The organism is Vibrio tapetis subsp. quintayensis, assembly GCF_030409945.1.
GTDB classification, from domain to species: domain Bacteria; phylum Pseudomonadota; class Gammaproteobacteria; order Enterobacterales; family Vibrionaceae; genus Vibrio; species Vibrio quintayensis.
Genome location: NZ_JAUFQV010000039.1, coordinates 24,822 through 48,491, shown reverse-complemented (window position 1 = coordinate 48,491; position 23,670 = coordinate 24,822). Strand labels below are relative to the sequence as shown.

Sequence of the window (23,670 nt, the reverse complement as noted above, 5' to 3'; positions counted from 1 at the left end):
AATAATTAACGTCTCAATGTGATGGCATGTTACTTGCTTATACTAGTAATAAGGTTTAGTTGGCGGGTCAATTTATTGACTGTTGGAGAAAGAATGAAAATTGACGGTTTAAATCAAGAAATGCAAGCCATGATGCTACAGGCTACCAACAGCAGCCAACCAGCAACGGGCCAGCAAGTCTCCGCTGACTTTGGTGCTATATTGAATAATGCAGTGAACAACGTAAATGCACTGCAAAAGCAATCGGGTGAAATGGCGACACGCTTCGACCAAGGTGATCCGAATGTATCTTTGTCTGATGTCATGATTGCACGTAACAAATCTAGTGTGGCATTCGATGCGACAATTCAAGTCCGAAACAAACTTGTCGAAGCTTATAAAGAGCTGATGAACATGCCGGTTTAATGTGAGTAACTGATTGTGGCTGAAGAAAAACATACGACAGACCTGGCAGTGGCCGACGGTGGTAGCAACATGCCGATGGACTCAGGTTTGGACTCTGAAGGGCAAAATCTTGATTTGGATGAAAAGAGTTCTTCCAAATTTGATATGGCTATGGGCGATCTCGATCTGCTTCGTCAGGTTGTATTAGTTGTCGCTATATCCATTTGTGTCGCTTTGATTGTTATGGTGTTCTTTTGGGTACGTGAACCTGAATTACGCCCACTGGGCTCTTATGAAACCGCTGAACTCATCCCCGTTCTCGATTACTTAGATCAACAAAAAATTGAATACAAACTTGAAGGGAATACTGTTCAAGTTCCCGTCAGTGAATACAGCAACATCAAACTGAACATGACGCGTGCAGGAATGAACCAACCGGATCAAGCCGGTGATGACATTTTGTTAAACGACATGGGCTTTGGTGTGTCTCAGCGTTTGGAGCAAGAGCGACTTAAACTTAGTCGTGAGCGTCAAATTGCCAAAGCGATAGAGCAAATTCGTTTGGTGCGGAAAGCTCAAGTATTACTGGCGTTGCCAAAACAAAGTGTTTTCGTACGTCATAACCAAGAAGCGTCGGCGACTGTTTTTTTGACACTCGCAACCGGGAAGAATCTAGATCAAGAAGAGGTCGATTCAATTGTGGATATGGTGGCGAGTGCCGTTCCGGGCATGAAACCAACTCGAATTACTGTAACAGACCAACATGGCCGTCTACTTAGTTCTGGTTCACAAGACCCACTGGCGACAGCAAGACGTAAAGAACATGAGTTGGAGCGCCGCCAAGAACAAGCCCTAAGAGAAAAAATCGACTCCGTTTTAATTCCTATTCTTGGCCTTGGTAACTATACCTCTCAAGTTGATATTGAATTGGACTTCAGCGCTGTTGAACAGACGCGTAAACGATACGACCCTAATACACCGGCTACCCGTAGTGAGTACACTCTAGAAGATTATAACAACGGTAATGTCGTCGCTGGCGTCCCGGGTGCATTGAGTAACCAACCTCCAGCAGATGCCTCGATTCCGCAAGATGTAAAGCAGATGAAAGATGGCAGCACCATGGGGCAAGGGTCCGTTCATAAAGAAGCGACACGTAACTTTGAACTTGATACCACCATCAGTCACGAGCGAAAACAAACGGGCGTGGTTAATCGACAAACCGTTTCCGTCGCGATTAGGCATAAACCTAGTGTCAATGCAGATACCGGTGAAGTGACTTATCAACCATTAGCACAATCTGAAATCGAAGCGATACGCACAGTATTGATTGGTTCTGTTGGGTTTAATCAAGCTCGTGGCGATTTACTGAATGTACTCAGCGTGAAGTTTGCAGAACCTGAAATGGAAGTTATGGCTGATGTGCCAATTTGGGATCATCCAAACTTCAACGAGTGGGTGAGATGGCTTGCCAGTGCGCTGGTTATTATCGCGATTATTTTGATCCTTGTTCGTCCTGCTATGAAGAAATTGCTTAATCCACATAGCGATGAAGACGAAGATGGAGAATTTGGCCGAGATGGATTACCACTTAGCGCCGACGGAGATACGAGCTTAATCGGCAGCGACATCGATGGCACCGATAGCTTTGAATTTGGTTCAGGTATCGACTTACCGAACTTACATAAAGATGAAGACGTGCTGAAAGCGGTTCGAGCACTTGTTGCAAATGAACCAGAACTGGCAGCGCAAGTTGTGAAAAATTGGGTGACCGATGGCTAATGAAATTGCGACCACTGAAGGTGGTGAACAACCGGCGATTGACGTATCGAGCATTCCCGGTGAAGAGCGAGCAGCAATACTGCTACTGAGTTTAAGCGAAGCCGATGCAGCGGGCATCATTCGGCATCTAGAGCCTAAGCAGGTTCAGCGTGTTGGTAGTGCAATGGCAAAAGCTGCGGATTTAAACTCGGACAAAGTAAGCGTAGTACATCGCGCCTTCTTAGAAGACATCCAAAAGTACACCAACATCGGTATGGGCAGCGAAGACTTCATGCGGAATGCACTTGTTGCAGCCCTTGGTGAAGACAAAGCCAACAACCTGGTTGATCAGATCTTATTGGGCACGGGCTCTAAAGGCCTGGATTCTCTTAAATGGATGGATCCTCGCCAAGTTGCTAGCATCATTATTAATGAGCACCCCCAAATTCAGACAATCGTACTGTCTTATTTGGAGTCGGATCAATCGGCAGAAATCTTGTCTCAGTTCCCTGAACGAGTACGTCTCGACTTAATGATGCGTATTGCTAACCTTGAAGAAGTTCAACCGTCAGCTTTGGCTGAATTGAATGAAATCATGGAGAAACAGTTTGCAGGTCAAGCGGGTGCGCAAGCTGCCAAAATTGGTGGTACTAAAGCTGCGGCTGAAATCATGAACTTCATGGATAACAGCGTAGAAGGCATCTTGATGGATCAAATCCGTGAACAAGATGAAGACATGGCGACTCAGATCCAGGACTTGATGTTCGTATTCGAAAACTTGGCAGAAGTGGACGACCAAGGTATCCAAAAGTTGCTGCGTGATGTGCCACAAGATGTACTTCAAAAAGCACTTAAAGGTGCAGACGACGGATTACAAGAGAAGATATTCAAGAACATGTCCAAGCGTGCTGCTGACATGATGCGTGATGATATCGAAGCCATGCCTCCGGTGCGTGTTGCTGATGTTGAAACCGCACAAAAAGAGATCTTATCTATCGCTCGTCGTTTGGCGGATAACGGTGAATTGATGTTATCTGGCGGTGCAGACGAGTTCTTATAAACAACGAATATTCTTAATTTAATAGCGGCTTTGTTCAGTAACAGGCCGCTTATTACCAACTGGGTAGAATTATGTCTCAAGAGAGAAAACGCGGTTTTTTACGTCCTGAAGATGACTCAGTTGAGCACTCCACCCAAAAGTGGGGCCTGCCAGATTACACCTCTCAAACCCAATCCAATGCAAAAGAAACCGCTCTAAATTACGACCCAACATGGGTGCCTGACTTTAGCGAACCTGAGCCTGAAGAGCCGGTAAGTTTGACCGAAGAAGAAATTGAACAGATCAAGCAAGCTGCTCATCAAGAAGGGTTAACCCAAGGTCAAGAAGTTGGCTTTAAGCAAGGTTTCGAAAAAGGCAAAGAAGAAGGTCTAGCCGCAGGCCATGAAGAAGGCTTGGATCTAGGTAAAGCCGAGGGCATCGCTGCAGGGCAAGAGTTTATCCAGCAACAAGTCGAACACTTTATGGCGCTTGCCAGTCAATTTGCTCAACCTCTTGAATTGATGAATGCTCAAGTTGAAAAGCAGTTAATTGAAATGGTACTGACGTTGACCAAAGAAGTGGTACATGTCGAAGTGCAGACTAACCCTCAAGTCATTCTTGATACCGTTAGAGAAAGTGTTGAAGCGTTGCCTATTGCGGGCCATGCCATCATCATAAAACTGCATCCAGAAGACATCGAAATTGTGCGTTCCGCTCATGGCCAAGAAGACATAGAGAGCCGCAGTTGGACACTAACTGGCGAACCCTCATTAAACCGAGGAGACGTGCACATTGAAGCCGGCGAGTCGAGCGTAAGCTATAAAATGGAAGATCGAATTCGAACGGTATTGCAATCGTTTTGCGGCGTTAATCGTCATCAAGGGCAAGACTGATGTTAGCGCTAGAAGAACGTCTATCAAATTATCAAACTCAAGGGTTAACCACGCGGGCGATTGCCTCTGGCAAGTTAGTGCGAGTTGTCGGGCTGACATTAGAAGCGACAGGCTGTAAAGCGCCAATAGGCAGTTTGTGCAAGGTAGAAACCTTACAAGGCGAAATGGATGCTGAAGTCGTCGGTTTTTCTGGCGGCAACTTGTACTTAATGCCGAGTGAACAAGTGACAGGGGTGATGCCCGGCGCGAAAATAACGCCGATCACCACAGAAAACGGCCTGTCTGTCGGTATGGAATTGCTTGGACGAGTGATTGACGGGACCGGAAACCCAATTGATGGGCTTGGCGAAATTTACACAGAGAAACGGGCTAAGTTAAACGCCGATCCGATCAACCCTTTATCACGTAAGCCAATCTCAGAGCCACTCGATGTGGGGCTAAAAGCTGTGAATGGCCTGCTGACGGTAGGTAAAGGGCAGCGAATAGGACTATTCGCAGGTTCAGGTGTGGGTAAGTCGGTCACCTTAGGTATGATGACTCGAGGCACAACCGCTCAGGTAGTGGTTGTTGGTTTGATTGGTGAACGTGGACGAGAAGTAAAAGAATTCATCGAAGAGATACTCGGAACCGAGGGGCGTAAACGTTCTGTCGTGGTTGCAGCTCCCGCTGATTCATCTCCTTTAATGCGTTTAAAAGGTTGTCAAACGGCCTTAACCATTGCTGAATATTTTCGAGACCAAGGGCTTGATGTGCTGCTGTTGATGGACTCATTAACCCGTTTTGCTCAAGCGCAACGTGAAATAGCGTTGTCGGTTGGTGAGCCACCGGCAACCAAGGGCTATCCGCCTTCGGTGTTTGCTAAGCTACCAGCACTTGTTGAAAGGGCGGGTAATGGCAGTGAAGATCAAGGCTCCATCACTGCTTTTTTCACCGTATTAACGGAAGGTGATGATTTGCAAGATCCCATCGCGGATGCTTCCCGAGCAATCTTAGATGGTCACATTGTCTTATCACGAGAAATGGCCGATGCTGGTCACTACCCTGCGATTGATGTTGAAAAATCGGTTAGTCGTGTTATGCCTCAGATCACTACCGATGAACATATGCTGATGTCAAAAGCCGTTCGTCAGGTTTTGTCTTTATGCCGGAAAAACCAAGATTTGGTCTCTATTGGTGCATATAAACCGGGTACAGATCCTGCGATTGATGCGGCATTCACCTTGAAGCCGAAGTTAGACATGTTTACCCAACAAGGCATGAAAGATGCCGTGCCGTACGATATGTGTATCAATATGCTTAAAGGCATATTACAGCCATCTTAGGGGTAATAAACGATGGAAAATGCACTAGATTTTTTACTCGATCAGGCAAAAGATAACGAATCGCAAGCGGTGCTGGCACTAAATAAAGCCCGCAGCGAACTTGATGGTTATTACCTACAGATCCAGCAAATCGAACAATATCGACTTGATTACTGTAACCAACTGGTTGAACGGGGTAAACAAGGTTTAACCGCCAGTCAATATGGGCACTTAAACCGATTCTTGACTCAATTGGATGAAACCTTAACCAAACAAAAATCAGCGGAAGATCACTTTAAATCTCAGGTAGAAAACTGCCAAGAACACTGGATGAGCACCCGTAAGCAAAGGCGTTCATACGAATGGATGCTTGAGAAGAAAGCGGCAGAGAAACAGCGAAAACTCGACAAGCAAGAGCAGCAACAAATGGACGAGTTTTCCACGTTGCAGTTCGCACGTAAGAAATCCATTTTCTAATTTGCTATTGAGCTCAACAATGGCTTAATTTTTGCATTAATCTTAGCAGTATAATTTGATTTGTAGCGCGATCAGCGTTTGTCCTGCGATGCCTCCCCTTAAAGGCATCTTCACTTTACTGCGAGAGTGATTTTATGAGCCATGGTTCTCTGTCTGTATCTGAGGTTAGTAAGTCCTCATCTTTGCTTGGAAAAGCAAACACCTCATCACCACAAGATTCTGAATCTGAAGGATTTATTGATATTCTAAAGTCGGCATTTAGCTCTGATTCGCCGAGTGGTGAAGAGGGCGGTGTGGATGAGAAAACCATTTCTAATGCTGATGGCAAGACATCTAAATCCGCAGGAGAAGAAGCCGAAGCATCAAAATCCGTTGAGGGAAAAGCATCATCGGACAAGGTTTCCGATGGTGAACTTTCAGACGGCAAAGCAGTGGATGGCAAAGGCATTAATGCTGAAACTACCGAGGCAAAGCAAGGGGATGCTGCGTCAAAAAATAACGGAAAAGCAGCCAGTGAAGAATCCGAACAAACGCTATTAAAACAAGATACTAATCAAGTCGCGGGCAATACATCGAATTCAGAAAACGTTGACGAAACGATGAGCGAGGGTAATAAACTTCTAGAGCGTTTAGATGAGTCGAATAAGGCGTTAGCTGCCACCCCTCAATCTAGCGCTGATGGCAAGGGGTTGCCACCGGAAACTGCTATCGCTGCAGGGGTAGCGGCGGCAAGCCAAGCAACTCCGTCCGCTGAGCTTGCCGTGGCTGGGAGTCATGCATCTGTTGGCCAAGGCGGGCCTACTGTAAACAAGGCCGCTGAGGGTGCGCTGGTGGGTACAGACCAAAGCAAAGTTCCCGCAGTTGGCAAAAAATCAGACAATGATGCCGCAACTCAGCTTGCCGCTATCGGAGCGGGCGGTGTGATGATGAGTCAGGCCGGCGGTGAATCTGTAGCTGCAGACCCTACAGATACAACAAAAACGGCAGCTACAGATACCGATGCTGACGTTTCGGTAGACGGAAAAGCAGCGGCGATGTTAGCCGGTGGCGTTATTGGCGCTGGAGCAGCGACAAATGAAACCGATAAAGTAGCAGCGTCAGCGAGCAGTGAGCAGATTAAATGGGGAGCGCCAGATAGCGGGACGCAAGCAACCTCTGATGCTCAATTGGCTGCGACTGTGCAAAGCACTGATGGTGTTGATATCACCCAGGCCAGTATTGCCGCAGGCATGACTGCTGGTGCCGCGAGTATGGTAGAGGGTGAATCTAAAGTGAAAGGGGTCGCGACTACCCAAAGCGTACAAACTCCGGGATTTGAAGGGCAGCCTTTAGTTGCCTCAGAGGCTGAGGAAGCAAGCGTTACTTATGGTGAGCCCATGTGGGCATCGGGTAACGGTGAACTTGCTGCTGTAGAGGGAAGTAAGAAAGGCATAGAGGCATCTACTGCCGCGAAAGCCGCCACATCAGCGGCATTGGCTGCTCAATTACATAATCCTACTTCAGCACAGCTTCCTACAGATAAAGCCGCGGCTTCGTTAGCAAGTAGCGGTGCGCTTAGCCAAGACATAGCGATGCAGAGCGCACAAGCTCAAAGCTTGGCGGCGGCCAATGCCGTGAGCTCACCGTTAGGAGCGACGGAGCAGGCGAAAGTCATCAGTGCAGCCGCCGCGTCGGCACTTGTACTGGGTGACGGTAAAGGACAAGGGCAAGGGACCAAACCAGGCTCAGGTGTGGACGACAAAGGGGACCTCGCTCATCAACTCGCAGGTGTTGCCGGACAACAAGGGTTAACGGCGGCACAGGCTCGTGGGTTAGAAGCGCAAACCGTGAGTGCAGCTCAGCAGCCTCCGTTACACCTAACGAGAGACGCAGCAGGCGAACAACTCGCAGAGCGCGTGCAGATGATGCTGTCCAAAAACTTGAAGAATATCGATATCAGGTTAGACCCGCCAGAATTAGGGCGAATGCAAATTCGTATGACAATGAATAATGATGTTGCCTCCGTTCAATTTACTGTCGCAAATCAACAAACTCGCGACATTGTTGAGCAAGCGATGCCAAGATTAAGAGAAATGTTAGCTCAACAAGGTTTACAGCTTGCAGATACGTCCGTTCAGCAGCAAAATGCTGGTCAACAACAGCAAAGTCAATATGTTGCAGGACAAAACGGCCAGCAAGGCCGGAAAAACGGCGATAATGACGCTGATGGTGAGCTAGGATTAGATAATCCGTTAGAAGTTAATGTGGATGTGACATCTAACCGTGATGGAATCAGTTTTTACGCTTAAGATTATAGATAAAATAAATTAGAGACGTTGGTATATGGCTGAAGAACAAGTAGAAGCTCCTCCTAAAAGTAAAAAAATGCTTATTATCATTATTGCTGTCGTAGTATTACTGGCTGTCGGTGGTGGTGCCGCATTCTTTATGATGGGCTCTAGTGATGACGAAGAATCCAAAGAAGAATCTCAAACAGCTGTGATGGTTGCTGAGCCAGCTTCCTATGTCAACATTGCCCAGCCGTTCGTTTTTAATGCTGGTGACAAAAAGCGTGGCCGACTGGTCCAGATAAAAGTACAACTTATGGTGCGTGGTTCTGCCAATGAAGAATTAGCAAAGCATCACTCACCATTGATCGAGAGCACACTGCTTGCTTCACTTGGTGTAGCGACAGTGGAACAACTGCGAACCCCGTTAGGGCGCACAGAGCTTAGAGACCAGTCAACAGAGGACGTGAAAGCGGCCCTTAGCGAGTTGGTTGGCCAACCGGTAATAGAGAAAGTCCTGTTTACAGACTTTGTGATGCAATAGGAATACCGTGACAGATCTATTAAGCCAAGACGAGATCGATGCACTCTTACACGGGGTGGATGATGTTGAAGAGGATGATATTGATGAGGTAGATGCCGCCCCCGAGGATGCCGTCAGCTTCGATTTCTCATCTCAAGACAGAATCGTCCGTGGTCGAATGCCGACCTTGGAACTCATTAACGAGCGTTTTGCTCGTCACCTGCGTATTAGTTTGTTTAACATGCTAAGAAAAACCGCAGAGGTTTCTATTAACGGTGTGCAGATGATGAAATTTGGTGAATACCAAAACACATTATATGTACCAACAAGTTTGAATATGGTGAGGTTCCGACCACTCAAAGGCACCGCTTTGGTGACGATGGAAGCTCGCTTGGTGTTTATCTTGGTTGAAAACTTTTTTGGTGGTGATGGACGTTTCCACGCCAAAATCGAAGGTCGAGAATTTACACCAACAGAAAGACGGATCATTCAATTGCTATTGAAAATCGTCTTTGAAGATTACAAAGAAGCCTGGTCTCCGGTAATGGGTGTCGAGTTTGAATACCTCGACTCAGAAGTGAACCCAAGCATGGCTAACATCGTGAGCCCGACGGAAGTTATCGTGGTGAGCAGCTTCCACATCGAAGTGGATGGTGGTGGTGGTGATTTCCATGTGGTAATGCCATATTCAATGGTTGAGCCGATTCGAGAATTACTCGATGCTGGTGTTCAATCAGATAAAATGGAAACCGATGTTCGATGGAGCTCGGCACTGAAAGAAGAAATCATGGATGTGCCTGTTAATTTCCGAGTGAACTTGTTAGAGCAAGACATATCACTTCGAGATTTAATGGAGTTGCGCCCAGGGGATATTATCCCAATGGTGATGCCAGAAAACGCCACTATGTTTGTTGAAGAGTTGCCAACGTACCGAGTTAAAATGGGCCGTTCAGGAGACAAGTTAGCGGTTCAAGTTTCCGAGAAAATTAAGCGCCCAGATGTCGTGAAAACGGATCTGGCATTTTTAGGTAACGACATGATTTCAGAACTTGATAATGATGATGGCCAGCCCATCAATCAATCAGACGAATAGGTAAATAGAGCATGGATCCAAGTGAAGACCAAAAACTGGCCGATGAATGGGCCGCAGCGTTAGGCGAAGACCCTCTAGCGGCACAAACTGTTGAAGCTGAAACCGCGCCGTTAGAAGAGCTGCGCGATGAAGGCCAACCAATAACAGACGATGAAAGGCGTAAGCTGGATACCATTATGGATATTCCAGTGACCATTTCTATGGAAGTGGGCCGTTCAAAAATCAGCATACGTAACCTGCTTCAATTAAACCAAGGTTCAGTTGTTGAATTGGACCGAGTAGCTGGCGAATCATTGGATGTTTTGGTTAATGGCACTTTGATCGCACATGGTGAAGTGGTTGTCGTCAATGACAAGTTCGGTATTCGTTTGACCGATGTGATCAGTCAAACAGAACGAATCAAAAAGCTTAGGTAAACAATGAACAAATCCTTGAGCTTACTGTTGTTATTTTCTCCCGTCGTTGCTGCTGAAAGTTCGAGCTCTGCAAGTTCGTCGCTCGGCCATTCTTCCGCGTTGGGAGAGGTTGGAGCAAGCAGCGCAAGTCAGTTGGATCTCGCTGCAACATTTGGTTCCTTGGTATTTGTCATTGTATTTATTCTCTTTTTAGCTTGGTTGTTAAAACGGATGCGGCTACCAAGTATGACGGGCCGAGATGGTCTAAAAATTGTGCGCCAGTTACCCGTTGGTACCAAAGAAAGGCTCATGATTGTTCAAGCAGGTGAAGAGCAGTTTCTCGTCGGGATAACCGCGCAGTCGATCAATATGTTATCGCGGTTAGAAAAACCACTAGAAGACGAAGAAAGCGATCCGATTCCCTTTGCATCCCAACTCAGTCAATTGTTGAAAAAAGATGAAACGAAATAATATTCTCGCTGCCTGTTTGGCAGCGTTTCTGTTTTGTGTGTGGACGCCAATTGCCTTTGCACAACAAGAATTGGAAACACCAATTGCGGCTTCTATCGCAGGAGCTGAGCAGTTGACTGTGTCTGCGATGGCAAAAGAAGATGGCTCGTCAAGCTCTCTACTGAGCACGACACGCCCTGGAAGTGGTATCCCTGCTCTGACGGTAACGACCAATGCGAGTGGTGGTGAAGACTACTCCATCAATCTTCAGATCCTGGCATTAATGACCTTGTTAGGTTTTCTGCCCGCCATGGTTATTCTAATGACGTCGTTTACTCGAATCGTCGTGGTAATGTCGATACTGCGTCAAGCTATGGGTTTGCAACAGACACCGTCTAACCAAGTTATCATTGGCATCGCCATTTTTCTGACCTTTTTTATCATGTCGCCAGTGATAGAGAAAGTGAATCAAACCGCGATTCAGCCCTACGTAAACGAAGAAATTACTGCAAGAGAGGCGTTTTCTTTGGCACAAGATCCGATGAAAGCCTTTATGTTGCAGCAAACACGAGTTAAAGATCTTGAAACCTTTGTCAATATGGCTGATATCCAAGTCACCAGTCCAGAAGAAGTGCCGCTTAATGTTCTGATCCCTGCGTTCATTACATCGGAGCTTAAAACGGCATTCCAAATTGGTTTTATGCTGTTTCTTCCCTTTTTAATCATTGACTTAGTGGTAGCTTCTGTTTTGATGGCCATGGGTATGATGATGCTATCGCCAATGATCGTATCATTGCCATTTAAGTTGATGTTGTTCGTGTTAGTGGATGGGTGGAACTTAATCCTCTCGACGCTCGCCGGCAGCTTTGCCATATAGCGAGGAACGACATGACTCCTGAGCTATTTGTCGACCTATTTAGAGAAGCACTATGGATGGTGCTTATCATGGTATGTGCCATCATTATTCCAAGCTTACTAATAGGTTTAGTGGTCGCTATTTTCCAAGCGGCAACGTCGATTAACGAACAAACACTAAGTTTTTTGCCTCGTTTGGTTGTGACACTACTGGCATTGATGCTATTTGGACATTGGATGACTCGCATGTTGATGGATTTCTTTTTTGAACTCATCGCACGTATGCCGTCCATGCTCTATTAGGGGCATTTATGGAATTTCCCGCCACTCTTGCTCTTGAATGGTTAGCCAACTACTTTTGGCCCTATGCTCGAATTTCAGCCATGCTGATGGTCATGATGGTAACCGGGGCAAGGTTCGTCTCCACTCGTATACGTCTCTATTTTGGTTTAGCGGTTACTTTTGCAGTGATGCCCTCTATTCCAGCTGTTCCTCCGGGTATAGAACTGCTTTCTTTTCAAGGTTTTTTGGTTACGTTCGAGCAGTTAGTGATTGGTGTGGCGATGGGCACCGTGACCCAATTTGTTTTGCAATCGTTCGTGGTATTAGGCCAAATCCTGGGTATGCAGTCGAGCTTAGGTTTCGCTTCCATGGTTGACCCGGCGAATGGACAAAGCACGCCGCTACTTGGTCAGCTGTTTATGTTTCTTGCTACCATGTTCTTTTTAGCGACAGACGGTCATTTACAGATGCTACAGCTCGTTGTGATCAGTTTTAAAACGCTGCCCATAGGATCGGGAGCGCTGCAAAGTGCCGACTATCGAGAAATGGCCTCTTGGTTTGGTATCATTTTTAAAACCGCGCTGAGTATGTCTTTGTCGGGCATTATCGCTCTGTTAACCATTAACCTGTCATTTGGTGTAATGACGAGGGCTGCGCCTCAACTTAACATCTTTGCACTTGGTTTCTCTTTTGCTCTGTTGGTGGGCTTACTTATATGTTGGTACATCATCTCAGGGCTCTATACTCACTATGACATGCATTGGAATACCGGATTCCTGCAAATATGTCGACTCATTGATTTAGAGTGTTAGGAGGCTGAATTGGCAGATTCAGACGGTCAAGAACGCACAGAAGACGCAACGCCCAGGCGCTTAAAACAGGCAAGAGACAAAGGTCAAGTCGCTCGTTCAAAAGAGCTGGCTTCCGTATCTGTTTTAATTGTAGGTGCGCTCGCTCTAATGATGTTTGGGGATGGGTTAGCCAGTGGTTTGTTTAAAATCATGGGGCGATTTTTTACCTTAAGTCGTGAAGAGATATACGATCAAGGCAAGTTGATGGAAATCGTTGTTGGCGCATTGGTACACCTTATCCTGCCACTACTGATGATCCTACTGACCTTATTTGTCGCAGCCGTAGCAGGAGCCGCTGGTTTAGGCGGAATTAGCTTTTCCGTTGAAGCCGCGATGCCGAAAGCGTCAAAAATGAACCCATTGAGCGGCTTAAAGCGTATGGTCGGTATGCAAAGCTGGGTTGAATTATTAAAGTCGATTTTAAAAGTGTCACTTGTTGCTGGAGTGGCTTTTTTCTTGATTCAATCGGCGAGAGAAGATTTGTTCCAACTGAGTTTGGATTTGTATCCGGCAAATATATTTCATGCATTAGACATCTTACTTAACTTTATTTTACTGATCAGCTGCTCGTTGTTGGTCGTCGTGGCGATAGACATACCGTTCCAGATATGGCAACACGCCGATCAGCTAAAAATGACCAAACAAGAAGTCAAAGACGAATTTAAAGAAACCGAGGGTAAACCTGAAGTAAAAGGGCGAATCCGAATGCTACAAAGAGAGGCCGCGCAACGCCGTATGATGGCCGATGTGCCACAAGCCGATGTGGTTGTGACTAACCCAGAGCACTTCTCCGTCGCATTGCGCTATGATCAAGGCAAAGATAAAGCTCCTGTCGTCGTGGCGAAAGGGGTTGATCACATGGCGCTTAAAATTAGAGAAGTCGCTCGGGCTCATGATGTGTATGTGATCCCAGCTCCGCCACTCGCCCGTGCCTTGTATCATTCCACAGAATTGGAACAGCAAATCCCCGACGGATTATTCACCGCCGTTGCACAGATACTGGCGTATGTGTTTCAGTTGAAGCAGTACCGTAGACGGGGTGGTGAAAGGCCTATTCTGAGAAAGGATGCGATTGATATTCCGAGGGATTTACGTAAATAACCATAACTAAATAGTGTTGGTATAGGTGAGTAAATGGCGTCAACATTGTTTCGACGAGTTTTTGACGAATGAACAAGGTCTGAAAATTGCTTATACGTTAAAAACGAATAGAATACATTTTGCCTATTTCTACTTATAAATCAGAATAGAACCCAGATCGGTATGATAACGAAAACCTATGAAAATTAACCTCCCATTTGCAGACAAACTGCCAAAACTGACGAGCCGATCCATGCCCGCTATCGGCGCGCCCGTCGTGGTTCTATCGACGCTTGCGATGGTAGTGCTGCCAATTCCTGCACTGGTGCTCGATTTGGCCTTTACTTTTAATATTGCCTTGGCGATGGTTGTATTGTTAGTCACCATTTACACACGCAGACCGCTAGATTTTGCGGCTTTTCCTACCGTATTGCTTATTGCAACGTTGATGCGATTGGCGTTGAACGTGGCTTCTACCCGTGTGGTATTGCTTTATGGACATGAGGGCTCAGGGGCTGCCGGTAATGTTATCGAAGCGTTTGGTAACGTGGTTATCGGTGGTAATTATGCTGTCGGTCTGATTGTCTTCCTTATATTGATGATCATTAACTTTATGGTTGTTACTAAAGGTGCTGGCCGTATTTCAGAGGTAAGTGCTCGCTTTACCCTAGATGCCTTACCTGGTAAGCAAATGGCAATCGATGCCGACTTGAACGCAGGGTTGATCGATCAAGAACAAGCCAGAACACGCCGCTTTGAAGTCACAAAAGAAGCCGACTTCTATGGTTCGATGGACGGTGCATCCAAATTTGTAAAGGGTGATGCCATTGCCGGTATTTTGATTCTGTTCATTAACATCATTGGTGGCTTTGCCATTGGTATGGTTCAGTACGACTTATCATTTAGAGATGCGATTGAAATCTACACCTTGCTAACTATCGGTGATGGTTTGGTTGCTCAGATTCCGTCGTTACTGCTATCGATTGGCGCCGCGATGATGGTTACGCGTCAAAATACCGATGAAGACATGGGGCAACAGCTGGTTTTCCAACTGTTTGACAACCCGAAAGCACTGATGATCACCGCCGGTATATTGGGCGTTATGGGTATCGTTCCCGGTATGCCGCATTTTGCGTTCTTGTTGTTGGCTGCCATTGCTGGTGGCGGTGCGTATTACATGGCGAAGAAGAAAAAAGAAGAGGCGAGTAACCCCAAGCTTCCCGTTACTCAAGATTCCGAACCAATTTCCCAGAAAGAGCTGTCTTGGGATGATGTTCAACCAGTAGACGTGATTGGGTTAGAGGTAGGCTACCGCTTGATCCCACTTGTGGATAGAGATCAAGGGGGCGAACTGCTAGAACGCGTGAAAGGTGTGCGCAAAAAATTGTCTCAAGACTTTGGTTTCTTGATTCCAGCCGTCCATATCCGAGATAACTTAGAACTGCCGCCAAACAGCTATCGAATTACCTTAATGGGGGTTGCGGTAGGCGAGGCAGAAATCAGAGCAGATCAAGAGCTGGCGATTAACCCAGGTCAAGTCTATGGCATGGTCGAAGGAGAGGCGACCATTGATCCTGCGTTTGGATTAGAAGCAGTATGGGTTAAAGATGAACAACGAGAAACGGCGCAAGCATTAGGTTATACCGTGGTGGACTCCTCAACAGTACTTGCGACGCACCTTAGCCAGTTGCTTACCAATAATGCATCTCAGCTGATTGGTCATGAAGAAGTACAGAACCTACTAGAAATGCTCTCTCGCTCAGTACCAAAGCTTGTAGAGGGCTTTGTACCAGAGCAACTTCAACTAGGCGTCGTGGTAAAAGTGCTGCAAAACTTATTGAATGAAGCGATCCCCATTCGAGATGTACGAACCATCGTCCAAACATTGTCGGAGTACTCATCAAAGAGTCAAGAACCTGACATTCTAACCGCGGCTGTTCGTATTTCTTTGAAGCGGTTAATTGTACAAGAAATCAATGGTATAGAGCCTGAACTCCCTGTTATTACGTTGATTCCAGAGCTGGAACAAATCTTGCATCAAACTATGCAAGCGTCTGGTGGTGAATCCGCAGGTATTGAACCTGGCTTGGCAGAAAGGCTGCAGTCTTCCTTGAGCCAAGCGACTCATGATCAAGAATTAAAAGGTGAACCAGCGGTATTGCTCACGTCAGGCGTATTGAGAACCACACTGGCTAAATTTGTGAAGAACACCATCCCAAATTTACGAGTGTTGTCTTATCAGGAAATTCCGGATGAAAAACAAATTCGGATCGTTCAAGCGGTTGGTAACTAATGCAGCCAGAACATCCCGTAACTGTGGAATGCGATTTTGAAAATTAAACGATTTTTTGCCAAAGATATGCGAAGCGCGTTGATGCAAGTGAAAGAAGAGCTTGGATCGGAAGCGGTGATCATGTCGAATAAAAAAGTCACTGGCGGTGTAGAGATCGTAGCGGCAGTTGATGGGGATACCGCAGCGCCTGCGGGAAAACGCCCAAACGAGGCAAGCCGATATTCCAGCTCTAACCCCACCGAACAAAGTAAGTTGTCTGGTGGCCGTCGTGATCTGCAAGATGACAAAGTCAGCCTTGGTGGGCAAGCGTCAGGATCTATGACAAAACGTTTTGCCAATATGTTGAAGCAATATAGCCAAGGTGCCGACGACGATAATGACAACGGCAGAGGATCGGAAGCGGACTCTTTGCAAGCTTTGTTGAAGCGTCAGTCTCCGGATCAACGTGACTCACAAGGTTACGGGCAAAACCGAAGTAAAACAGGCAAGCCGTCGTTGGCTGAAGAATCTGGATTGGCTCGGCTATTGGGGCAAAGTGATTCAAGTCAACAACGTGGAGCACCACGTCTTGACCCCACTCGTTATGACAAAAATGCACCAGCAGCAAGTAACCGCTCTGACGAAGAACTAGAAACGATGCGTGAAGAAATGACATCGATTAGACGTCTGCTGGAGCATCAGGTTTCCGGATTGATGTGGCAAGAAGTGGAACGTCGTGAACCGTTAAGAGCGATGCTGATCAAACGCTTAGAGCGAATGGGGGTATCTCAAGGCTTAGCGGATCAAATGGCTTGCTACATTCCAGAAGAAACACCACCGATTCATGCATGGAAAGCCCTTTTGAGCTTAATTGCAGACCAAATTAACACCCCAAAAGACGATATTTTACGCCGCGGTGGCGTGGTGGCTTTACTTGGGCCGACAGGTGTTGGTAAAACCACAACCATCGCAAAACTTGCTGCAAGAGCGGCCATGGAATATGGAGCAGACAACGTCGCTTTGGTTACAACCGACACATATCGTATCGGTGCACACGAACAATTGTCGATTTACGGCAGAATTATGGGATGCCCTGTAAGAGTTGCTAAAGATTCTTCTCAACTGGCCGAAGTAATATATCAGCTTAGAAATCGAAGACTTATCTTAATTGATACCGCCGGAATGGGGCAACGTGATGTCAGACTTTCAGAGCAATTAGATACACTGATGCAAGAAAGTGGTGAAGTGATCAGTAGCTATTTGGTACTGCCAACAACTGCACAGCGAAAAGTGTTACAAGAAACCATCGATCATTTTAAACGGATTCCGTTATCTGGTTGTATTTTAACTAAATTAGATGAATCTCTTAGCTTAGGTGAGGTAATCAGTGTCGTGATCGAAAATGCGATGCCGATTGCGTACATTGCTAACGGGCAGCGCGTGCCTGAAGACATTGTAATAGCTCAGCCTAAGTACATGCTTGCTAAGGCAAATGAGTTGCTTGAGAAGTCAGCAGAAGATGAACCTCACTACTGGAACAGCGACTCGGAAGAACTCTAGGCGGCGGATGATTATGAATAAAGATATGATACATGACCAAGCAAGCGGCCTCCGTCGCTTAACCAAGCCAACTCAAACTAAGGTGATTTCGGTTACTGGTGGTAAAGGTGGCGTCGGTAAAACCAATGTAACGCTCGGGCTGGCTATTTCGATGGCGAGAGCGGGTAAAAAAGTCGTGGTACTGGATGCCGATCTCGGGTTAGCTAATGTCGACGTTATGCTTGGCATTCGACCAAAGAGAAATTTAAGCCATGTATTGGCTGGTGAATGCGACCTACAAGATGCCATGGTTGAAGGGCCTCATGGGGTGAAAATCATCCCTGCAACATCCGGCTCTAAAGGCATGACAGAGTTAAGCCCGGCTCAACATGCAGGGTTAATTCGTGCATTTGGCAGTATTGAAGAAGAGATTGATATCCTTTTGGTCGATACAGCGGCAGGCATTTCTGATATGGTTATCAGCTTTTCGCGTGCAGCTCAGGACGTTTTAGTTGTAGTTTGTGACGAACCCACGTCAATTACTGACGCATATGCTTTAATTAAGTTATTAAGTCGCGAACATCAGGTACAACGCTTTAAAATTGTTGCCAATATGGTGAGAAGCTACCGAGAAGGCCGAGAATTATTCGCAAAGTTGACCTTGGTCACAGAGCGATTTCTCAATGTGAGCCTCGAGCTCGTAGCGTGTATCCCACTAGATGATAAAGTTAGACAAGCAGTTAAGAAGCAAAAAATAGTGGTGGATGCTTTCCCTCGCTCGCCAGCTGCACTAGCATTAAGTTCATTAGCCAATAAAGCGTTAACGTGGCCAATCCCTAAGACTCCAAGCGGACACTTAGAGTTTTTTGTAGAGCGGCTAATAAATAACGTAGAAGTTTCAGGAGAACCGTTTGGTGAATAAGGCGCTAACATATGATCAATTTGGGAACCCAGGAAACCAATCCGCGTTTCTTGAGCGCTATTCAAGTTTAGTGAAAAGAATTGCGCACCACCTAATTGGTCGGTTGCCACCGAACGTACTTGTCGATGATCTGATTCAATCAGGTATGATCGGCCTAATCGAAGCACAAAATAACTATGATGGAACCAAAGGTGCCAGCTTTGAAACTTATGCTGGTATTCGAATTCGTGGTGCCATGTTAGATGAAATGCGTCGAGGCGATTGGGTGCCACGATCGGTGCATAAAAGTAATAGAACCATCAGTCAGGCGATAAATGAGCTAGAATCAAAATTGACGCGTGACCCGACTGATGCAGAAGTAGCCAAACACTTAAATATGTCGTTAGAACAGTATCATAATGCGTTAACTGATATAAACTGTTCAAGACTAGTAGGAATTGAGGACCTAGGTGTATCTGAAGATGCCATTTCACCACATGAGGCATCAGAAGATAACTTACCATTCAAGGGGGTAGCCGACGAAGCGTTTCGCCAAGCATTGGTCGATTCGATTAAGACGCTCCCGGAAAGAGAAGCTCTAGTTCTTTCACTTTATTATGATGAAGAGCTAAATTTAAAAGAAATTGGGGAAGTATTAGACGTAAGTGAATCTCGCGTAAGTCAAATACATAGCCAATCAATGCAACGTTTGCGTGCCAAACTTAGTGCGTGGACAATCAATGAGTAATAACACTGACTTTGACCTCAGTGGAGGCAATTTTGAATAAAAACATGAAGATCCTCATTGTTGATGATTTCTCAACAATGCGCCGTATTGTAAAAAACCTACTTCGTGATTTGGGTTTTAATAACACTCAAGAAGCTGACGATGGTTTAACTGCGTTACCTATGCTTAAGAAAGGTGAGTTTGATTTCGTAGTAACAGACTGGAATATGCCTGGCATGCAAGGGATTGACCTTCTAAAAAATATTCGTGCTGATGATGAACTCAAACACTTGCCTGTTTTAATGATCACAGCTGAAGCAAAACGTGAGCAAATCATCGAAGCTGCACAAGCTGGTGTGAATGGTTATATCGTTAAGCCATTTACGGCCGCTACGCTAAAAGAAAAATTAGATAAGATCTTTGAGCGTTTATAAGCCACGCACGCTGAGATAATTACTAAACACACAGAGGCGTCAAAGGGCATTAATAGAATGATTTCTTTAGAGCAAGCGAAAGAGCTGGTTCAGTTGCTAGAAAACGGTCAGCAAGCAGAAGCCGATGACCTTGTATGCAGCTTAACAAAGCCTGCAAACAATCCTGTTTTTCAAGAGATTGGTTCATTAACACGTGATTTGCATGATTCACTTCATCAGTTTCACATGGATCAACGTATGAGCGAAATCGCGACCGATGAAATCCCAGATGCAAGGGATAGGCTCGAATACGTGATTGCGAAAACAGAAACAGCAGCTAACCGCACAATGGATGCCGTTGAGCGTTCTTTGCCTATGGCAGATAACCTACACGAACATTTAATGCTAGTTCGCCCTGAATGGAATCGCTTAATGAAAGGGCGCATTGAACTCAGTGAGTTTAAAGCCCTCTGCCATCGAATCGACGAGTTAATGGTTCAAGTGGAAGGAGACAGTTCTGAGCTTCGCAGTCAATTGACTGAAATATTAATGGCTCAAGACTTTCAAGATCTAACTGGTCAAATTATAAAACGCGTAATCACTTTGGTTCGTGAAGTAGAAGATAGACTTGTCGAGATATTGACGGCCTTTGGTGTTGAACAGCAAAAAGAAGAGCAGCAAGAAACTAAGCCGACAGCAGACGCAATCGCACCTGAGGGGCCGATTCTCAATCCGCATGAGCGGGAAGATACGGTGGCGTCACAGGATGATGTTGATGATTTGTTATCAAGTCTTGGTTTTTAGGGGTAATATATGAGCTACGAATTAGACGAAGACATTCTACAGGATTTTTTAGTTGAAGCTGGAGAGATCCTAGAACTGCTATCTGAGCAGTTGATTGAACTAGAAAATAATCCTGAAGATAGGGATTTGTTGAATGCAATTTTCCGAGGTTTCCATACTGTAAAAGGCGGTGCTGGATTCTTATCACTTGGTGAACTCGTTGACGTTTGTCATGGTGCGGAAAACCTATTTGATCTATTGAGAAATGGCCAACTTAGCTTAAGTGCAGAGTTCATGGACACCATTTTAAAAGCTCTAGATGAAATAAACGTTATGTTTGTAGCAGTGCAAGATCGAGAGCCTCTCGTTCCCGCCGCTCCTGAGCTAATCGAAGAATTACACCGTTTGTGTAATCCGGGTGCTCCTGAACCAGAAGCTCCGGCGGCTCCAGTTGTAGAAGCCCCAGTGGCCGCTCCTGAGCCAGCAGCTGCACAGACTTCGATAGACAGCTCTTCAATTGACGATATCTCTCAAGACGAATTCGAAAAACTGCTTGATGAACTGCATGGTAAAGGCACAGCGCCTTCGGCTGTCAGTGCTCCAGCAGCGCCAGCACCAAGTGCAGCTCCATCCATGGCAGCGGCTGGTGACGACATTACCGATGATGAGTTTGAAAAATTATTAGATGAGCTTCACGGCTCAGGGCAAAGCCCATCAGCAGGTGCATCTGCACCAGCTCCTGCGGCACCAGATCCGAAACCGTCTATCAGTAGTGATAGTGATATCATGTCTGATGATGAGTTTGAAAAACTGCTCGATGAACTACATGGTTCAGGTAAAGGTCCATCTCCAGAAGAGCTTGAAGCGGCTACTCAGCCTGTTGCTCCAGCACCAGAGCCCGTTGCCGCTAAACCAGTAGCGCCAGCTCCTGTTGCTAAACCAGCGGCTCCGGCGCCAGCAAAAGCAGCACCAGCGGCGAAAGCCCCGGCTCCTGCAGCCGCAGCGAAGCCGCCAGCAACAAAAGAGAAAAAACCTCAAGCTGAAGCGACCGTTCGTGTTGATACGTCAACACTGGATGACATCATGAATATGGTTGGCGAACTCGTATTAGTGCGTAACCGTTTAGTGAGCTTGGGCTTGAACAGTAACGATGAAGAAATGGCCAAAGCCGTCTCTAACTTAGATGTCGTGACAGCCGATTTGCAAGGCGCGGTAATGAAAACGCGCATGCAGCCAATTAAGAAAGTATTTGGCCGTTTCCCTCGAGTTGTTCGTGATTTGGCACGTAGCCTAGAAAAAGACATCGTGCTTGAAATGCGCGGAGAAGACACTGACTTAGATAAAAACCTCGTTGAGGCGCTGGCGGATCCACTAATTCACTTGGTTCGTAACTCTGTGGATCACGGCGTTGAAATGCCGGACGCTCGTGTTGCGAGTGGTAAGCCTAGAACGGGTAAAGTTATATTAGCCGCTTCGCAAGAAGGCGATCATATCCAACTTAGCATTGTAGATGATGGTGGGGGTATGGATGCCGATAAATTACGTGGTATCGCTGTAGATCGCGGTATTATGGATCAAGATGCGGCCGCACGATTAACACCAAAAGAGTGTTACAACCTAATCTTTGCTCCTGGTTTCTCAACCAAAACGGAAATTTCAGATATTTCTGGCCGTGGTGTAGGCATGGATGTGGTGAAAACTGCCATCAATACCCTTAATGGTTCGATAGACATTGATTCAGAGATGGGCAAGGGCACCAAGATCACCATTAAAGTGCCACTGACATTGGCTATTCTACCAACCTTGATGGTGGGGGTTTCTGGTCAGCCGTTTGCACTTCCGTTGGCAAGCGTAAATGAAATCTTCCATTTAGATTTGAGCAAAACCAATACAGTAGATGGTCAACTTACGATTATTGTTCGTGAGAAATCAATACCACTGTTCTACTTACAGCAATGGTTAGTGCCGAATAAAGCGTACGATACGAGTAAGAGCAATCTTGGTCATGTTGTTATCGTTCAACTTGGCGGTCAGCGTGTCGGCTTTGTGGTCGATACATTGATTGGCCAAGAAGAAGTGGTGATTAAACCGTTAGATGAGCTATTGCAAGGTACGCCAGGCATGGCTGGTGCAACGATTACCAGTGATGGTCACATTGCATTGATTCTTGATGTACCAAACTTATTGAAAAAATATGCGATGCGTTCGCACATTTAATTAAAGGAATAGTATGGCGGTTAGAGTACTCGTTGTTGATGATTCAAGTTTTTTTAGACGTCGCGTCAGTGAAATCATCAACTCAGACCCGCGCCTTGAAGTAGTGGACATGGCGGTTAACGGTAAAGAAGCCGTTGAAAAAGCACTCCGAATTAAACCGGATGTGATCACTATGGACATCGAAATGCCGGTAATGGACGGCATTACCGCTGTTCGTGAAATCATGAAAGTGCAGCCGACCCCTATTTTGATGTTCTCATCGTTAACTCACGATGGCGCAAAAGCAACGTTAGACGCTCTGGATGCAGGTGCATTAGATTTCTTACCAAAGAAATTTGAAGACATTGCAAGAAATAGAGACGAAGCCGTTAGTTTGCTGCAACAAAGAGTGAGTGAAATTGCGCGTAAGCGTGTGTTTATGCGTAGAAGCATGACAACGGCACCAGCAGCACCGACTCGTACTGCGCCGTCGACTCCGGCTACACGCAATACGGCTTCTCAGTTAAGAACCACACCGTCAGCACCTGTAGCTCCGACAGGAACTTCACCAACAAGAAGTTTTTCAGGAAAATACAAAGCGAGTGGTAAAAAATATCAACTGACCGCTATTGGTACCTCTACGGGAGGGCCTGTAGCACTGCAAAAAGTTCTGACAAAACTACCTGCGCATTATCCGCATCCAATTGTGCTGATACAGCACATGCCAGCGACCTTTACTGCGGCGTTCGCATCGAGACTGAATTCTTTGTGTAAGATTCAAGTAAAAGAAGCGGAAGACGGTGATGTATTGAAACCTGGTCATGCTTATTTGGCTCCAGGTGGTAAACAGATGATGATCGATGGTCGTCCTGGTTCTGCAAAGCTTCGCATTATTGATGGTGGCGAGCGCATGAATTACAAACCGTGTGTGGACGTAACCTTTGGCTCGGCAGCAAAAATATACCAAGATAAAGTACTATCTATGGTGTTGACCGGCATGGGAGCTGATGGACGCGAAGGGGCAAGAATGCTGAAAACAGCCGGTGCGACTATTTGGGCGCAAGATGAAGAAAGCTGTGTGGTATACGGTATGCCACAAGCAGTAGCGAAAGCAGGGATCTCTAGCGAGGATTTACCGCTAGAGCGTATCGCTGAACGTATGCTAGTTGAAGTTGGCATATCTTAAGGAGT

The 23,670-nt window shown here is 46.1% G+C and carries 23 protein-coding genes; all 23 read left to right on the top strand.

The window, feature by feature from the left end; genetic code table 11:
• Positions 1-93 precede the first annotated feature (93 nt).
• Complete coding sequence (fliE, locus tag QWZ04_RS20280; RefSeq protein ID WP_290330071.1) at positions 94-405, top strand: flagellar hook-basal body complex protein FliE; 312 nt, start codon at positions 94-96, stop codon at positions 403-405.
• Between the two features lie 15 nt (positions 406-420).
• Positions 421-2,163, top strand: coding sequence for a flagellar basal-body MS-ring/collar protein FliF (gene fliF / locus QWZ04_RS20275; RefSeq protein ID WP_290330070.1), 1,743 nt, complete (start codon positions 421-423; stop codon positions 2,161-2,163).
• Positions 2,156-3,202 (top strand): flagellar motor switch protein FliG, encoded by a 1,047-nt coding sequence (gene fliG, locus QWZ04_RS20270; protein WP_290330069.1) that lies wholly within the window; start codon positions 2,156-2,158, stop codon positions 3,200-3,202. Before fliF ends, fliG begins: the two co-directional genes overlap by 8 nt.
• A 71-nt stretch (positions 3,203-3,273) precedes the next feature.
• Positions 3,274-4,074 carry a flagellar assembly protein FliH gene (gene fliH / locus QWZ04_RS20265; protein ID WP_290330068.1) on the top strand — a complete coding sequence of 267 codons (801 nt, stop codon included), beginning with the start codon at positions 3,274-3,276 and terminating at the stop codon, positions 4,072-4,074.
• Positions 4,074-5,396, top strand: coding sequence for a flagellar protein export ATPase FliI (gene fliI / locus QWZ04_RS20260; protein WP_290330067.1), 1,323 nt, complete (start codon positions 4,074-4,076; stop codon positions 5,394-5,396). The genes fliH and fliI overlap by 1 nt, the downstream gene beginning before the upstream one ends.
• 12 nt (positions 5,397-5,408) lie before the next feature.
• Positions 5,409-5,852, top strand: a complete 444-nt coding sequence (gene fliJ / locus QWZ04_RS20255) for a flagellar export protein FliJ (protein ID WP_290330066.1) — start codon at positions 5,409-5,411, stop codon at positions 5,850-5,852.
• Positions 5,853-5,986: 134 nt separating this feature from the next.
• Positions 5,987-8,140, top strand: coding sequence for a flagellar hook-length control protein FliK (locus tag QWZ04_RS20250; RefSeq protein ID WP_290330065.1), 2,154 nt, complete (start codon positions 5,987-5,989; stop codon positions 8,138-8,140).
• 34 nt (positions 8,141-8,174) lie between these two features.
• Positions 8,175-8,663 (top strand): flagellar basal body-associated protein FliL, encoded by a 489-nt coding sequence (gene fliL / locus QWZ04_RS20245; protein WP_290330064.1) that lies wholly within the window; start codon positions 8,175-8,177, stop codon positions 8,661-8,663.
• A 7-nt stretch (positions 8,664-8,670) separates the two neighbouring features.
• Positions 8,671-9,735, top strand: coding sequence for a flagellar motor switch protein FliM (fliM, locus tag QWZ04_RS20240; RefSeq protein WP_290330063.1), 1,065 nt, complete (start codon positions 8,671-8,673; stop codon positions 9,733-9,735).
• A gap of 11 nt (positions 9,736-9,746) precedes the next feature.
• A complete protein-coding gene (gene fliN / locus QWZ04_RS20235) occupies positions 9,747-10,151 on the top strand; it encodes a flagellar motor switch protein FliN (protein WP_290330062.1) in 405 nt (134 codons plus the stop codon).
• Between the two features lie 3 nt (positions 10,152-10,154).
• Positions 10,155-10,601 (top strand): flagellar biosynthetic protein FliO, encoded by a 447-nt coding sequence (gene fliO / locus QWZ04_RS20230; RefSeq protein WP_290330061.1) that lies wholly within the window; start codon positions 10,155-10,157, stop codon positions 10,599-10,601.
• The gene (fliP, locus tag QWZ04_RS20225; protein WP_290330060.1) at positions 10,588-11,457 is read left to right on the top strand and encodes a flagellar type III secretion system pore protein FliP; all 870 of its coding nucleotides are present in this window, start codon (positions 10,588-10,590) and stop codon (positions 11,455-11,457) included. The genes fliO and fliP overlap by 14 nt, the downstream gene beginning before the upstream one ends.
• An 11-nt stretch (positions 11,458-11,468) precedes the next feature.
• Complete coding sequence (gene fliQ, locus QWZ04_RS20220) at positions 11,469-11,738, top strand: flagellar biosynthesis protein FliQ (RefSeq protein ID WP_102522723.1); 270 nt, start codon at positions 11,469-11,471, stop codon at positions 11,736-11,738.
• Positions 11,739-11,746: 8 nt separating this feature from the next.
• Positions 11,747-12,529, top strand: a complete 783-nt coding sequence (gene fliR, locus QWZ04_RS20215) for a flagellar biosynthetic protein FliR (RefSeq protein ID WP_290330058.1) — start codon at positions 11,747-11,749, stop codon at positions 12,527-12,529.
• 9 nt (positions 12,530-12,538) lie between these two features.
• Positions 12,539-13,669, top strand: coding sequence for a flagellar biosynthesis protein FlhB (gene flhB, locus QWZ04_RS20210; RefSeq protein WP_290330057.1), 1,131 nt, complete (start codon positions 12,539-12,541; stop codon positions 13,667-13,669).
• A 178-nt stretch (positions 13,670-13,847) separates the two neighbouring features.
• On the top strand, positions 13,848-15,941 hold the full coding sequence (flhA, locus tag QWZ04_RS20205; protein ID WP_290330056.1) for a flagellar biosynthesis protein FlhA: 2,094 nt from the start codon (positions 13,848-13,850) through the stop codon (positions 15,939-15,941).
• Positions 15,942-15,977: 36 nt separating this feature from the next.
• Positions 15,978-17,480 carry a flagellar biosynthesis GTPase FlhF gene (flhF, locus tag QWZ04_RS20200; protein WP_290330055.1) on the top strand — a complete coding sequence of 501 codons (1,503 nt, stop codon included), beginning with the start codon at positions 15,978-15,980 and terminating at the stop codon, positions 17,478-17,480.
• Positions 17,481-17,493: 13 nt separating this feature from the next.
• Positions 17,494-18,381, top strand: a complete 888-nt coding sequence (locus QWZ04_RS20195; RefSeq protein WP_290330054.1) for a MinD/ParA family protein — start codon at positions 17,494-17,496, stop codon at positions 18,379-18,381.
• The gene (locus QWZ04_RS20190; protein WP_290330053.1) at positions 18,374-19,108 is read left to right on the top strand and encodes an RNA polymerase sigma factor FliA; all 735 of its coding nucleotides are present in this window, start codon (positions 18,374-18,376) and stop codon (positions 19,106-19,108) included. Before QWZ04_RS20195 ends, QWZ04_RS20190 begins: the two co-directional genes overlap by 8 nt.
• 44 nt (positions 19,109-19,152) lie before the next feature.
• A complete protein-coding gene (cheY, locus tag QWZ04_RS20185) occupies positions 19,153-19,521 on the top strand; it encodes a chemotaxis response regulator CheY (protein ID WP_000697871.1) in 369 nt (122 codons plus the stop codon).
• A gap of 57 nt (positions 19,522-19,578) precedes the next feature.
• A complete protein-coding gene (locus tag QWZ04_RS20180) occupies positions 19,579-20,304 on the top strand; it encodes a protein phosphatase CheZ (protein ID WP_290330052.1) in 726 nt (241 codons plus the stop codon).
• Between the two features lie 9 nt (positions 20,305-20,313).
• Positions 20,314-22,500 (top strand): chemotaxis protein CheA, encoded by a 2,187-nt coding sequence (locus QWZ04_RS20175; RefSeq protein ID WP_290330051.1) that lies wholly within the window; start codon positions 20,314-20,316, stop codon positions 22,498-22,500.
• Positions 22,501-22,513: 13 nt separating this feature from the next.
• Entirely contained in the window at positions 22,514-23,665 is a 1,152-nt protein-coding gene (locus tag QWZ04_RS20170) for a protein-glutamate methylesterase/protein-glutamine glutaminase (protein ID WP_290330050.1), read from the top strand.
• Positions 23,666-23,670: the final 5 nt, after the last annotated feature.

Bases quoted from the DNA above. Each gene is read 5' to 3' on its own strand.
- fliL (WP_290330064.1), top strand. From the start codon at position 8,175: ATGGCTGAAGAACAAGTAGAAGCTCCTCCTAAAAGTAAAAAAATGCTT.
- QWZ04_RS20180 (WP_290330052.1), top strand. From the start codon at position 19,579: ATGATTTCTTTAGAGCAAGCGAAAGAGCTGGTTCAGTTGCTAGAAAAC.
- fliN (WP_290330062.1), top strand. From the start codon at position 9,747: ATGGATCCAAGTGAAGACCAAAAACTGGCCGATGAATGGGCCGCAGCG.
- QWZ04_RS20250 (WP_290330065.1), top strand. From the start codon at position 5,987: ATGAGCCATGGTTCTCTGTCTGTATCTGAGGTTAGTAAGTCCTCATCT.
- flhA (WP_290330056.1), top strand. From the start codon at position 13,848: ATGAAAATTAACCTCCCATTTGCAGACAAACTGCCAAAACTGACGAGC.
- fliH (WP_290330068.1), top strand. From the start codon at position 3,274: ATGTCTCAAGAGAGAAAACGCGGTTTTTTACGTCCTGAAGATGACTCA.
- fliQ (WP_102522723.1), top strand. From the start codon at position 11,469: ATGACTCCTGAGCTATTTGTCGACCTATTTAGAGAAGCACTATGGATG.
- QWZ04_RS20175 (WP_290330051.1), top strand. From the start codon at position 20,314: ATGAGCTACGAATTAGACGAAGACATTCTACAGGATTTTTTAGTTGAA.
- fliR (WP_290330058.1), top strand. From the start codon at position 11,747: ATGGAATTTCCCGCCACTCTTGCTCTTGAATGGTTAGCCAACTACTTT.
- fliG (WP_290330069.1), top strand. From the start codon at position 2,156: ATGGCTAATGAAATTGCGACCACTGAAGGTGGTGAACAACCGGCGATT.
- fliO (WP_290330061.1), top strand. From the start codon at position 10,155: ATGAACAAATCCTTGAGCTTACTGTTGTTATTTTCTCCCGTCGTTGCT.
- cheY (WP_000697871.1), top strand. From the start codon at position 19,153: ATGAAGATCCTCATTGTTGATGATTTCTCAACAATGCGCCGTATTGTA.
- fliI (WP_290330067.1), top strand. From the start codon at position 4,074: ATGTTAGCGCTAGAAGAACGTCTATCAAATTATCAAACTCAAGGGTTA.
- fliJ (WP_290330066.1), top strand. From the start codon at position 5,409: ATGGAAAATGCACTAGATTTTTTACTCGATCAGGCAAAAGATAACGAA.
- QWZ04_RS20195 (WP_290330054.1), top strand. From the start codon at position 17,494: ATGAATAAAGATATGATACATGACCAAGCAAGCGGCCTCCGTCGCTTA.
- fliE (WP_290330071.1), top strand. From the start codon at position 94: ATGAAAATTGACGGTTTAAATCAAGAAATGCAAGCCATGATGCTACAG.
- fliP (WP_290330060.1), top strand. From the start codon at position 10,588: ATGAAACGAAATAATATTCTCGCTGCCTGTTTGGCAGCGTTTCTGTTT.
- QWZ04_RS20170 (WP_290330050.1), top strand. From the start codon at position 22,514: ATGGCGGTTAGAGTACTCGTTGTTGATGATTCAAGTTTTTTTAGACGT.